This is a genomic window from Flavobacterium sp., from assembly GCF_023151265.1.
Taxonomy (GTDB): domain Bacteria; phylum Bacteroidota; class Bacteroidia; order Flavobacteriales; family Flavobacteriaceae; genus Flavobacterium.
This window is the reverse complement of the sequence record NZ_JAKLJH010000078.1, coordinates 1-12,417: the sequence shown is the minus strand read 5'-3', so window position 1 is coordinate 12,417 and position 12,417 is coordinate 1. Positions and strand designations below refer to the sequence as shown.

Below are 12,417 nucleotides of genomic sequence, written 5' to 3'. Positions count from 1 at the left end.
GAAGCTACATTAATTGCTTCAGGAGTTAGAAAATTAAAAACAACAAGTACTTTATCTCAAGATTTTGAGCCAGAATATATCACGATAAGTGCTGATTCTCAAAAAGCTTGGGTTACTTTACAAGAAAATAACGCCATTGCCGAAGTTAATCTAACTAATAATACTATTTCAGACATTTGGGCATTAGGAACAAAAGACATCAGTTTGCCGGGTAACGGATTTGATGTTTCCGATAATAACGGACAGGTTTTAATTGCGAATTGGCCTATTCAAGCGTATTATATTCCAGATGCAGTGGCAAGTTATAACGTGGGCGGAACAACATTTTTAGTTACTGCAAACGAAGGTGACGAAAAAGAATATGGTGCTTTTACAGAAAGAGTTGCCGTTAGTTCAGGAGCTTATAGCTTAGATGCTGCAATATTTCCAAATGCTACCGTTTTAAAACAAAATCACAATTTAGGAAGATTTAGAGCAACAAATCTTAACGGAAATACAGATGCAGATGCACAATTTGAAACCATTCATTGTGTAGGAACTCGTTCGTTTTCTATTTTCAATACAACTACAAAACAGATAGTTTTTGACAGTGGTGATGATTTTGAAAGATATACAGCAACAAATTTGCCAACACTTTTTAACTCAGATCACGAAGATAACACACCAAAAGGAAGAAGTCGTGCAAAAGGTCCAGAACCAGAAGGCGTAACGATTGCTCAAATTGCAACTGAAACATTTGCCTTCGTTTCTTTAGAAAGAGTAGGTGGTGTTATGGTTTACAATATTACCAATCCAAATAACCCAGTTTTTGTAGACTATAGAAATTCTAGAAGTACTTCAGCTTATTCAGGCGATCATGGTCCAGAAGGAATTACTTATATCGCTCCAGCAAATAGTGCAACAGGTAAAGGGTATATTTTAGTAGCCAATGAAATCAGTGGAACCATTACCATTTACGAAGTAGATGAAAATACGTTATCAAATCCTGATTTTAATGCTGAGCCTAAAACATTTGTAATTTTCCCCAATCCTGCTTCAAATTCTCAAATAGTTTATTTCAATAGAGTAGCAGATATTGAGTTGTATGATATAACAGGAAAATTAATCCTTTCAGAAAAAGAAGCTTTAAGCATAAATACATCAAAATTACAAGCAGGAGTTTATCTAGTTAAAACTTCAGAAGGAATTACAAAAAAGTTGGTTGTTAAGTAGTTTTTGTTTTTTCATCTAAAAAGCCAGTTGTAAAACTGGCTTTTTTTATTTAATCTCGTCTCAACCAACCCGTAACACTCAATCGAGGTTTGTGACTTTCCAAAACTTCATGAACCAATTCATTACTTTTAAAGAAAACCGTTTTTCTATTGGTAGGCGCTATTTTTTGAGCTACATTGCCATCATAAATACACAATTCACCACCATCTTCAGGTTGCCATTTTTCATTCAAATAGGTAATCATCGAAAACTGTCGGCTCGAATTATCTTGAAATTGATCCAAATGCTTTCTGTAAAAACTACCTTTATCAAACAACGCAAAATGAAATTCATAACCCGTGATTCCAGTATAACAACTGCGGTTTAAATACGACACAAAAGCATCCACTTGGTCTAAAAAAGTATTTTCATATTCGTTATTATTCGCTCTATCTAACCAATAAATCGCATCGCTTCGTATTGCCGAATTCTGAGTCAATTTAGCTGCATTTCCTATTCCAGCGGCTTTTAGTAAATTTTGTTCTTTCAATTCAAACAATCTCTTTACCAAATGTTGCGCTAATTCTTCCGATACAAAATGTTCCACAATACCCACTTTCGAATCCAAATAACTCGAAATTAAGGTTTCAAAACAATCTTCCATTTTATTTACGTTGTAAAATATGTACAAAGATATCATTTCCTTTTTAATTTGGGCGTTCCCACAAGGGTCGGGCTGTACGTTGCAATCTTTATTTATAAAATTTAGCAATTTTACAAATAAAGGATTTCCTCTTCCATCCCTAACGCGAACCTCGTTTTCAATTAAAATTAGTATTTTTACAAAAACCTTTCAGCATGCAACATCTTTTAAAAGTTTCAGAAAATACACAGCTTTCTTGGCGCAATTTAAGTATTCAAAATCGAATTTCTTTTTTGCCTCAATTAGCTAAACTACTTTTAGAAAATAAAGAAGAATATGCAACTTGTATCACTACTGAAATGCACAAACCCATTTCACAAGCCATTGCAGAGGTTGAAAAATGTGCGCTTTTATGCAATTACTATCATGAAAATGCTGAAACCTTTTTAGCCACAAAAAACATAAAAACCGAAGCTTCTGAAAGTTTTGTTGTCTACGAACCTTTAGGAGTCATTTTAGGAGTAATGCCATGGAATTTTCCATTTTGGCAAGTATTCCGATTTGCGGTTCCAACAATTATCACTGGAAATACAGTTGTAGTTAAACATGCAAGTAATGTACCAAAGTCAGCCGAATTAATTCAAGCAATTTTTGAGCAAGCTGGTTTTCCAAAAGGGTGTTATCAAGATTTACCTATTTCAAGTAGCGAAGTAGCAAATATCATTGCAAAACCAATCATTAAAGCCGTTTCTTTAACAGGAAGTGAACAAGCCGGAATCGCGGTTGCTACAGAAGCCGGAAAGCATTTAAAAAAATGTGTTTTAGAATTAGGCGGTAGCAATGCTTTCATCATTTTAGAAGATGCTAATCTAGAAAAAGCAGTTGCAACAGCAGTCAATGCCCGAATGCAAAATGCAGGTCAAAGTTGTATTGCAGCCAAGCGATTTTTAGTTCACGAAAATATTGCAAAAGAGTTTGTAGCAAAATTCAAAGTTGCCATTCAAAACTTAAAAACTGGAAATCCGTTAGATAAAGAAACACAAATCGGTTCGTTAGCTCGAGTTGATTTGGCAGAAGAATTATATGTTCAAGTGCTAAAATCTATTGAAATGGGAGCTGAGTTAATCGTTGGTGGAAATAGAAAGGAAGCTTTTTATGAACCCACAATTTTAACTCATGTAACTACAGAAATGCCTATTTTCAAAGAAGAAACATTCGGACCTGTTGCAGCAATAATAACTTTCAAAACCATTGAAGAAGCAATCGAATTAAGTAACCAATCAGAATTTGGTTTAGGGGTTTCAATCTTTACGCAAGACATTGATTTCATCAAAACCAAGATTGCATCATTTAATGAAGGAGCTGTTTTTATCAACGAAATGGTAAAATCCGATCCAAGATTACCTTTCGGAGGAATCAAAAAATCAGGTTATGGAAGAGAATTAGCCGAAGACGGTATCAAAGAATTTGTGAATGTAAAAACAGTTGTAATTAATACTTTTTAATTTAGAGGTTTCCCCTCCTTTGGAGGGGTGCCTGAAAGGCGGGGTGGTTTTTATGTTGAATCAAAAACGGAATAAATGCAAGAAGAAATCTTAACATCAATTCATAATATTCCAATAAAGAGAAATTTTGTTTTAAATTTACCTTATAATGCTTCTTTAAAAAGTAGAGCAAAAGCACTCAGAAAAGCTGGAAATTTTTCAGAAGTTGTGTTTTGGAAAGAGGTAAGAAATAAATCTTTTTGGAATATCGATTTTGACAGACAAAGAATCATTGGCAATTATATTGTTGATTTTTATGTAAAAGCACTTGGTTTAGTTGTTGAAATTGATGGTGAAATTCATAATTTTCAAGAAGAATATGATGAGAAAAGAGAAACGTATCTTAAAGAATTAGGCTTGAAAGTTTTCAGAATTTCAACAACAAAAATGCTATTTGATACTGAAAGTGTAATGAAAGATTTAGAACAATTTATTATTACTGAATATAAAGTTAATAAATAACCACCCCGCCCAAGGGCACCCCTCCAAAGGAGGGGAAAAACGAAACAATTATGAAAAAACTAACCATCCTATTCCTAGCAACTCTAGCTTTTTCCTGCAAACCCTGCGAGGAAAAACTACAAACAGAAAAACAAAACATCATTACTGTTTTAGACAATTGGCACAAAGCCGCTGCCGCTGCAAATTATGAAGCGTATTTTGAAGCGATGTCAGAGGAATCTATTTTTATTGGAACTGATGCCACTGAAAATTGGAACAAAAAACAATTTCAAGCGTTTGCAAAACCTTATTTTGATAAAGGGAAAGCATGGAATTTTAGAGCTATTGAACGCAATATCTATTTTAGTGAAAACGGAAAAACGGTTTGGTTTGATGAATTATTAAATACGCAAATGAAAATTTGCCGAGGTTCAGGTGTTTTAGTTCAAGAAAACGGACAATGGAAAATTAAACATTATGTGCTTTCGATGACGGTTCCAAATGATAATGTGGATGAAGTTGTGAAAATAAAATCAATAATTGAAGACAAAATTCTTTCCGAAAAGAAATAAAACAAACATAAATAATAGTTAATCCCAAGATATTTCGTCTTGGGATTTTTTATGTCTAAATGTTAAAAATTTAATTTTTTTTCTGTTTGTGAAAACCAAGGTGATTTAGTTCTCGTAAATACATCTAAACAAAAATCTCAAACAAAATGAAAATTAGTAAAAAACTTAAAATTGCAGTAGGGAGTATTTTCATGATTTTCTTCCTTCTATTTTTGATTTTAGTAGTTCACATCGCAACTGCGAAACCGCTAGAAGTGGATAATGCTTCATTACAAATTAGTCGAATTGACTTCAAAGAACCAATAGATTCGCTCAAAGCGAAAGAAATTCATCGAAACTTAAAATCCATTCCGGGAGTAAAAACCGATAGATTGAATAAAGAAACAGGCGTATTAGTCTACTTTCATGATATCAAGGTTGCAGATTCAAAAACCATTTATAATAAGCTTATGGCGATGGGAGATTACAAAGCAGAACGTTTTGTGCTTCCAAAAGAATTAGAAAACAAAAAGGCTTGTCCAGTAATGACTGAGGATAGTTTCAGTTATAAATTTTCAAGAGGAATCCAACGAATTTTTAATTAATTTCTAAATACTATTACTATGAAAAATTTTTCAAAACTAGCCTTATTGGCATTATTTATTGCTTCGGGAGCGTTTGTTACTTCGTGTAATGACGATGATGATCAAGCACCAGAACCAACATCTTTGTATGCAAAATTAGGAGGAACAACAATGGTTGCTGATCCTAACAATCCAGGTCAAATGATCGAACAAGGACGTTTAAGTTATCGTTCGGTGGTAGATTCAACAATTACTTTAATTGTTTCAGACATTGTTGTGGGAGCAGAAGGTAACTTAGGGCAACATTTTGCACCAGTAATTTCAGAAGCGTTAAGTGGAAATACTACTAACGTAGCAATTTTGAGTGATAATTTAACTGATTTCTTTTCGGCAAATACAGGAGGAGGCGCTACTAATACCTATACAGGTTTAAATATGGTGGCAGCACACGATCCAGCACAAAATCCTAGAATGGGTAAAAAATCTAATGATGCCGAATACGATAAATTTATAGGATATGTAGGTGCAGCAGCAGGTTTAAACGGAGTTACTGACCCTGTTTTAATCGGTGAGGTTGTTGCGGTATTAGAATCATTGAGAGCTCCTATCGTTCAGGAGTAAGTTTGTTTTTTGTTTTAATGGAAAACGTCCCGATATTTCGGGACGTTTTTTTATTTATTATAAATATGTTCTTTTAAATTTTTGAACATATCCACAGTCATGTTTTCTAAATCGAAATCGTTTTTCCAACCCCAATCTTCTCTAGCCGAAGTATCATCAATACTCGCAGGCCAACTATCAGCAATTTTCTGACGGAAATCAGGTTCATAGCTTAATTCAAAATTAGGATAGTGTTTCTTAATTTCTTCCCCAATTTGCTTCGGAGTAAAACTCATCGCTGCCAAATTATAAGCAGAACGAATTTTAACATTTTCCGCTGGAGCTTGCATAATTCCGATTGTTGCTTTAATCGCATCATCCATATACATCATTGGTAATTCTGAATTTTCAGATAAGAAACTCGTAAATTTACCATCGCTAATCGCTTTGTGATAAATATCTACTGCATAATCTGTAGTTCCTCCACCAGCTTCGGTACTCCAACTAATCAAACCAGGATAACGAATACTTCTTACATCTACACCATATTGTTTGTGGTAATATTCACACCATCTTTCACCTGTTTGTTTCGAAATTCCATAAACGGTTGAAGGTTCCATAACCGTATATTGAGGTGTATTTTGTCTTGGAGTTGTAGGTCCAAAAACAGCAATACTCGAAGGCCAGAAAATCTTTTTAATTTTTCCTGCTTTGGCTAAATTTAAAACATGAAACAATGAATTCATATTCAAATCCCAAGCAAATGCCGGATTTTTCTCAGCTGTAGCCGAAAGTAAAGCCGCCATTAAATAGACATCAGTAATTTGATATTTTTCAAGTAAATGCTCAATTTGGTTATAATCAAGAGCGTTTACCACTTCAAAAATTCCATTATTAACTACATCATTTTCTAATTTTCTAATATCTGATGCGATAACATTATTAACTCCGTAGGTAGCTCTAAGTTTTGCTGTAAGCTCGGTGCCAATTTGTCCACAAGCACCTATTATTAAAATTTTCGTATCCATTTGGTTGTGTAAATGAGGTAACAAATATACTATTTTGCCTTTATTTTGCAGATTGATTTTTGTGATATTTTTACAAATTACGACCTAAATTTAAATATTTAATAAATTAACATCTTGTAAATGGTTTTTCTTAATTGATTAACAAATTTGGTGTTAAGATAATATTAGAAAAAACACAGCATTCGGCAAACATTTGTACCTTTGCTTTTTAATTTATCCGAATGAAAGTTTTCTTGTATAGTTTATCGCTTTTAGTTTTGACCTTAATTTCATGTGAAAGTGAAAATCAACAATTAGAAGCCCAAAAAGTAGCTCAAAAAAACGAAGCTGTTTTTAAGAACATTTCGAAAATGTGGCAGTTTAATTTTCCAACACCACGACCTGAAGTAGCTGCGACCTTAGATCGTTGGAATGAATGGCATCAATTTGAAATCGAGATGCTTCAAAAACCGCAATCTACATTGTCTGCTTTTCAAATGAAGACAAAGAATTTGTCAAAAAAAGCAGATACTTTGGCTTTGACTGTTCCTTTCGAATATAACAAACCTCAGATTTTAAGTAGAATTACAACCTTGAATACTAAGTTAAAATCGCTAGAAACTTTCATGAATTTGAGAGTTATTCCAGAACAACGAATTGCCAAATTAATTCCAGAAATCAATGAGGAAATCAAAGGTTTATATAAACAATGGGATGAAATCATCATCAAAAAGGCGATTCCAAAGGAAATTGGAGAAGAATTGATGTTGCAAGCTTTGGATACCACAAGAAATGCGAATCCAGACGAAATGCGAAAGAAAATGGAAATTTCAGATAAAAAATAAAGTAAGTTTTGAGCAAGTCCGACATTATATCCATTTACGATAAGTCACCAAAGATTGCCGTTTTAGAAAGTACATTCGCAGTGCGCCAAAAGTCTCAAATGACTGGTTTGGTTGGGTCGTCGTTGTCTTTTGTGGCACATTCACTGTTTAAAAAATCCGAACTTCCTTTCCTGATTTTATTCAGTAATAAAGAAGAAGCGGCGTATTATTTAAATGATTTGGAGCAATTAATTAATGCCGAAGACGTACTTTTTTACCCAAGTTCGTACCGAAGACCCTATCAAATTGAAGAAACCGATAACGCCAATGTTCTTTTACGAGCTGAGGTTTTAAACCGAATCAATTCGCGAAAAAAACCAGCGATTATTGTTTCCTATGCCGAAGCCATTTTTGAAAAAGTAGTTACCCGAAAAGAATTAGAGAAAAACACGTTGAAACTATCCGTGGAAGACAAACTTTCTATCGATTTTATTAACGAAACCTTGTTTGAATACAATTTTAAACGTGTAGATTTTGTTACGGAACCAGGCGAATTTTCCGTTCGTGGTGGAATTATTGATGTGTTTTCGTTTTCCAATGATAATCCATACCGAATTGAATTTTTCGGCAACGAAGTCGATAGCATCCGAAGTTTTGATGTGGAAACCCAATTATCAGTTGAAAAGCTGAAAAAGATTTCCATTATTCCTAATGTCGAAAATAAACTACTTCAAGAAAACCGAGAAAGTTTCTTAGATTATATCAACGAAAAAACGGTTTTAGTGATTCAAAATACCGAATTATTAGGACAACAATTAGATAAATTATTCGACAAAGCCAATGAAGCTTTCGAGAAATTATCCAAAGATATCCAACATGCAAAACCCGAAGAATTATTTCTAAATCAAAAGCAGTTTTTAAAACGCGCTTTAGATTTTTCGGTAATTGAATTGCATAATCAAGCGGTTTTTAAAATTGATAAGAAAGTCGAATTTCACATACAACCGCAACCGTCTTTCAACAAACAATTCGATTTGTTATTGAACAATTTGAGCGAGAATCATTTCAATGGTTACAAAAATTATTTGTGTTGTTCCAACGAAAATCAGGCAAGTCGTTTTCATGATATTTTTGAAGATATCGACGAAGCCAATCATGAAAGTATTCGCAAGCAATATAAAACCATGGTGTTGCCTTTGTTTGAAGGTTTTATCGATGAGGAAAATCAAATTGCATGTTATACTGATCATCAAATTTTTGAGCGTTACCATAAGTTTTCCATTAAAAATGGCTATTCGAAAAAGCAAACCATTACGTTAAAAGAACTGACTTCGTTATCGGTAGGCGATTATGTAACGCACATCGATCACGGAATTGGAAAATTCGGAGGCTTACAGAAAATTCAAGTCGAAGGCAAAACGCAAGAAGCGATTAAATTGGTGTATGCCGATAACGATATCGTGTATGTGAGCATTCATTCGCTACATAAAATCTCAAAATACAATGGGAAAGATGGTGCACCTCCAAAGATTTATAAATTAGGAAGTACCGCATGGAAAACCCTAAAACAAAAAACAAAAGCACGTGTAAAACATATTGCGTTCAACTTAATTCAGTTGTATGCGAAGCGAAGATTAGACAAAGGTTTTCAGTTTGCACCCGATAGTTATTTGCAAAAAGAATTAGAAAGTTCGTTCATTTACGAAGATACGCCCGACCAAATTACCGCAACAGCCGATGTAAAAGCTGATATGGAAAACGAACGTCCGATGGATCGATTAGTTTGTGGTGACGTAGGTTTTGGGAAAACAGAAGTTGCGATTCGTGCAGCTTTTAAAGCGGTGGATAACGGAAAACAAGTTGCTGTTTTAGTGCCAACTACTATTTTGGCGTATCAACATTACCGAACGTTTTCGGAACGTTTGAAAGATATGCCGGTTACCGTAAGTTATGTGAACCGATTTAGAACGGCGAAACAAAAAGCCGATACACTTCAAAAATTACAAGAAGGGAAAGTCGATATTTTAATTGGAACACACCAATTGGTGAATAAAAATGTTGTGTTTAAAGATTTAGGGTTGTTGATTATTGACGAAGAACAAAAGTTTGGTGTCAACGTAAAAGACAAATTGAAAACCATTGCTACGAATGTCGATACCTTGACGTTAACCGCTACTCCGATTCCGAGAACGTTGCAGTTTTCGTTGATGGCAGCACGCGATTTATCAGTAATTACAACGCCTCCGCCAAATCGTTATCCGATTGAAACGCATGTAATTCGTTTTAACGAAGAAGCCATTCGTGATGCGATTTCGTATGAAATTCAGCGTGGTGGTCAAGTGTTTTTCATCAATAACCGAATTGAAAACATCAAAGAAGTTGCTGGAATGATTCAACGCTTGGTGCCAGGAGCAAAAGTAGGCATCGGTCACGGTCAAATGGATGGAAAAAAATTGGAAGAATTGATGTTAGCTTTCATGGAAGGTGAATTTGACGTTTTGGTCGCTACCACCATCATCGAAAGTGGTTTAGATGTACCTAATGCGAATACAATTTTTATTAATAATGCCAATAATTTCGGATTATCTGATTTGCACCAAATGCGTGGTCGTGTGGGAAGAAGTAATAAAAAAGCGTTTTGTTATTTCATTACGCCACCATATTCAATGATGACGGGTGAAGCTCAAAAACGTATTACCGCTTTGGAACAATTTAGCGAATTAGGAAGCGGTTTCAACATTGCGATGAAGGATTTGGAAATTCGTGGTGCGGGTGATTTATTAGGTGGCGAACAAAGTGGTTTTATCAACGAAATTGGTTTTGATACGTACCAAAAAATCATGAATGAAGCCATTGAAGAATTGAAAGAAAACGAATTCAAAGACTTGTATCAAGAAGAAAATGACATAGAAACCAAAGAATTTGTCAAAGACATTCAAATTGATACGGATTTCGAATTGCTATTCCCAGATGAATACATCAACAACATTACTGAACGTTTGAATTTATACAACGAGTTGAGCCAAATTAAAGACGAAGCTACGTTACAACAATTTGAGCAAAAATTAATTGACCGCTTTGGCGCGTTACCAAAACCAGCGATTGCGTTACTAAACAGCGTACGTATTAAATGGAAAGCTACCGCCATGGGAATTGAACGTTTGATGATGAAACAAGGTAAAATGATTGGTTATTTCATTGGTGACCAACAAAGTGATTTTTACCAAAGTAACCGTTTCATGAAAGTGCTACAATTTGCCCAACGCAACGGCAACGTGTGCAAGATAAAAGAAAAAGAAACTAAAAACGGTTTACGTTTATTACTGACTTTTGATAATGTGAAAAGTGTAAATAAGGCGTTGGAGTTGTTGGATGGGATTTAAATTATAATACATATAATTTGCAGGTTTTATAAATGAATTTTAATTAGTTATTACTTATGAAATATATTGGCGTTCTATTTCTTATTGTTTTATTTGGTTGTCAAAGTGAAACAGAACAAAAGATTGAATATTATCCAAATGGTAAAGTATATCGAAAATATTATGTGAATTCAAAGAATGAATATGATGGCGAATTTATTCAATTTAATGAAGACGGAACTTACTTTAAAAGAGGAAATATAAAAAATAATAAGTTTGTAGATTCAATAGTTTTTTTTGAAAAAAATAAAATTTCTTGTATTGAATATAAAAGTAATACAGATACAATTTTTTTGAAGTATTTTGAAAACGGACAATTACATTCTTCTGGAAAAGAATTAAATAATATTAAAGTAGGAAAGTGGAAATTTTATACAAATAATAAAATTTCAAGTGAAATAGAATATATTAATTTATGTAATAAAGAATATTTGAATCAGGGTTGGTTTTATGATAATCAAGGGGAAATCATAAAAGACAAATCCAATTATTTTCAAATTATCGATAAGAAAAAATCATACAAAAAAAACGAAAATATAGTGTTTCATGTTAAATATCATTCAATGTGGGACAAACAATCTCTATCTTCAGCAATTATTGGTACTGAAATAAATGATAATTTTTGCAATATGAATGAAGTTAAACTAGATAGTATTTTATCAAAAGAGCATCTTTTAAAGTTTAATTTCATTTTTTCAAAAAGTGGGAATAAAAAAATCAGAGGTTATATTAGGGAGTTTGGCTTTATTGAAGAAGTTAAAGATGATTTTGTTTTCCAAGAAAGAAAGGTTTATATTGATATTCCTGTTGTGATTGAATAAATAACTTTTAGCCTCTAAACAAATCCCGACCGCCCGGATAAAATTGTTACGCTACCTGAAGATTATTATTTTAGTTCTGCTAGAAATTATGCTGGTTTAGAGAATGAATTGGAAATCGTTTTGTTAGATTTGTTTTGAAGTAGATTGTGGGCACGGAATGCAATTCCGCGCTATCGACTCTATAGTGTATAAATTTAACTTTGGATAAAACATCTACCCAAACAACTCACTCACCACATCTTCAATCTTTGCCACTAAAACAATTTTGATTCCGGTGTTTTTCAACGAAATTTTGTTGTGTTTGGAAACAAAAATGGTGGTGAAACCTAATTTTTCTGCTTCTTGAATGCGTTGCTCAATGCGGTTAACTGGTCTAATTTCACCTGAAAGTCCAACTTCTCCAGCAAAGCAGAAACCTTCTGCAATGGCAATGTCTTCGTTTGAGGATAAAATAGCAGCCACAACCGCTAAATCAATGGCTGTGTCTTCTACTGAAATTCCTCCTGTTACGTTTAAGAAAACGTCTTTTGTGCCTAATCTAAAGCCTGCACGTTTTTCTAAAACCGCTAAAATCATGTTCAAGCGTTTGGCATTATAACCTGTAGTGCTTCTTTGCGGTGTTCCATAAACAGCAGTGCTCACTAATGCCTGAATTTCAATCATCAACGGACGCATACCTTCTAAAGTAGTGGCAATCGCCGTTCCTGAAAGTTGTTCGTCTTTATGCGAAATCAAAATTTCAGATGGATTGTCTACTTCGCGTAAGCCTGAACCTTGCATTTCGTAAAT

The 12,417-nt window shown here is 33.8% G+C and carries 12 protein-coding genes; 9 read left to right on the top strand and 3 right to left on the bottom strand.

Annotated elements, in window-relative coordinates:
• Positions 1 to 1,212, top strand: a 1,212-nt coding sequence (locus L6Q46_RS08485; protein WP_291283944.1) for a choice-of-anchor I family protein, incomplete at its 5' end; no start/stop codon positions are given.
• A gap of 49 nt (positions 1,213 to 1,261) precedes the next feature.
• Here L6Q46_RS08485 and L6Q46_RS08480 read toward each other — a convergent pair.
• Positions 1,262 to 1,855 carry a 2OG-Fe(II) oxygenase gene (locus L6Q46_RS08480; RefSeq protein WP_291283943.1) on the bottom strand — a complete coding sequence of 198 codons (594 nt, stop codon included), beginning with the start codon at positions 1,853 to 1,855 and terminating at the stop codon, positions 1,262 to 1,264.
• Between the two features lie 194 nt (positions 1,856 to 2,049).
• Between L6Q46_RS08480 and L6Q46_RS08475 the strand changes: the two genes are divergently transcribed.
• The 5 genes from L6Q46_RS08475 (at position 2,050) to L6Q46_RS08455 (ending at position 5,575) form a co-directional block, all read left to right on the top strand.
• Complete coding sequence (locus L6Q46_RS08475) at positions 2,050 to 3,339, top strand: NAD-dependent succinate-semialdehyde dehydrogenase (protein ID WP_291283942.1); 1,290 nt, start codon at positions 2,050 to 2,052, stop codon at positions 3,337 to 3,339.
• A 75-nt stretch (positions 3,340 to 3,414) separates the two neighbouring features.
• Positions 3,415 to 3,840: an endonuclease domain-containing protein gene (locus L6Q46_RS08470; protein WP_291283941.1), complete on the top strand. Its 426-nt coding sequence runs from the start codon at positions 3,415 to 3,417 to the stop codon at positions 3,838 to 3,840.
• A gap of 50 nt (positions 3,841 to 3,890) precedes the next feature.
• Entirely contained in the window at positions 3,891 to 4,391 is a 501-nt protein-coding gene (locus tag L6Q46_RS08465; RefSeq protein ID WP_291283940.1) for a nuclear transport factor 2 family protein, read from the top strand.
• A gap of 146 nt (positions 4,392 to 4,537) precedes the next feature.
• On the top strand, positions 4,538 to 4,975 hold the full coding sequence (locus L6Q46_RS08460) for a hypothetical protein (protein ID WP_291283939.1): 438 nt from the start codon (positions 4,538 to 4,540) through the stop codon (positions 4,973 to 4,975).
• A gap of 18 nt (positions 4,976 to 4,993) precedes the next feature.
• On the top strand, positions 4,994 to 5,575 hold the full coding sequence (locus L6Q46_RS08455; RefSeq protein WP_111566320.1) for a hypothetical protein: 582 nt from the start codon (positions 4,994 to 4,996) through the stop codon (positions 5,573 to 5,575).
• A gap of 50 nt (positions 5,576 to 5,625) precedes the next feature.
• Here L6Q46_RS08455 and L6Q46_RS08450 read toward each other — a convergent pair whose 3' ends face one another.
• On the bottom strand, positions 5,626 to 6,582 hold the full coding sequence (locus tag L6Q46_RS08450; protein WP_291283938.1) for an NAD-dependent epimerase/dehydratase family protein: 957 nt from the start codon (positions 6,580 to 6,582) through the stop codon (positions 5,626 to 5,628).
• A 221-nt stretch (positions 6,583 to 6,803) separates the two neighbouring features.
• Between L6Q46_RS08450 and L6Q46_RS08445 the strand changes: the two genes are divergently transcribed.
• Genes L6Q46_RS08445 through L6Q46_RS08435 form a run of 3 tightly spaced genes read left to right on the top strand, consistent with a single transcriptional unit; the run spans position 6,804 to position 11,628 of the window.
• The gene (locus L6Q46_RS08445) at positions 6,804 to 7,406 is read left to right on the top strand and encodes a hypothetical protein (RefSeq protein WP_291283937.1); all 603 of its coding nucleotides are present in this window, start codon (positions 6,804 to 6,806) and stop codon (positions 7,404 to 7,406) included.
• Between the two features lie 8 nt (positions 7,407 to 7,414).
• Positions 7,415 to 10,768, top strand: coding sequence for a transcription-repair coupling factor (gene mfd, locus L6Q46_RS08440; protein WP_291283936.1), 3,354 nt, complete (start codon positions 7,415 to 7,417; stop codon positions 10,766 to 10,768).
• 56 nt (positions 10,769 to 10,824) lie between these two features.
• A complete protein-coding gene (locus L6Q46_RS08435) occupies positions 10,825 to 11,628 on the top strand; it encodes a hypothetical protein (RefSeq protein ID WP_291283935.1) in 804 nt (267 codons plus the stop codon).
• Positions 11,629 to 11,841: 213 nt separating this feature from the next.
• On the opposite strand, the gene L6Q46_RS08430 is transcribed toward L6Q46_RS08435, so the two are convergent.
• Positions 11,842 to 12,417 (bottom strand): magnesium chelatase domain-containing protein (locus L6Q46_RS08430; protein WP_291283934.1); only part of this gene is annotated, 576 nt, incomplete at its 5' end.

Excerpts from the sequence above, each read along its gene's own strand:
- L6Q46_RS08480 (WP_291283943.1), bottom strand. The coding sequence starts at position 1,855 with ATGGAAGATTGTTTTGAAACCTTAATTTCGAGTTATTTGGATTCGAAA.
- L6Q46_RS08475 (WP_291283942.1), top strand. The coding sequence starts at position 2,050 with ATGCAACATCTTTTAAAAGTTTCAGAAAATACACAGCTTTCTTGGCGC.
- L6Q46_RS08470 (WP_291283941.1), top strand. The coding sequence starts at position 3,415 with ATGCAAGAAGAAATCTTAACATCAATTCATAATATTCCAATAAAGAGA.
- L6Q46_RS08465 (WP_291283940.1), top strand. The coding sequence starts at position 3,891 with ATGAAAAAACTAACCATCCTATTCCTAGCAACTCTAGCTTTTTCCTGC.
- L6Q46_RS08460 (WP_291283939.1), top strand. The coding sequence starts at position 4,538 with ATGAAAATTAGTAAAAAACTTAAAATTGCAGTAGGGAGTATTTTCATG.
- L6Q46_RS08455 (WP_111566320.1), top strand. The coding sequence starts at position 4,994 with ATGAAAAATTTTTCAAAACTAGCCTTATTGGCATTATTTATTGCTTCG.
- L6Q46_RS08450 (WP_291283938.1), bottom strand. The coding sequence starts at position 6,582 with ATGGATACGAAAATTTTAATAATAGGTGCTTGTGGACAAATTGGCACC.
- L6Q46_RS08445 (WP_291283937.1), top strand. The coding sequence starts at position 6,804 with ATGAAAGTTTTCTTGTATAGTTTATCGCTTTTAGTTTTGACCTTAATT.
- L6Q46_RS08435 (WP_291283935.1), top strand. The coding sequence starts at position 10,825 with ATGAAATATATTGGCGTTCTATTTCTTATTGTTTTATTTGGTTGTCAA.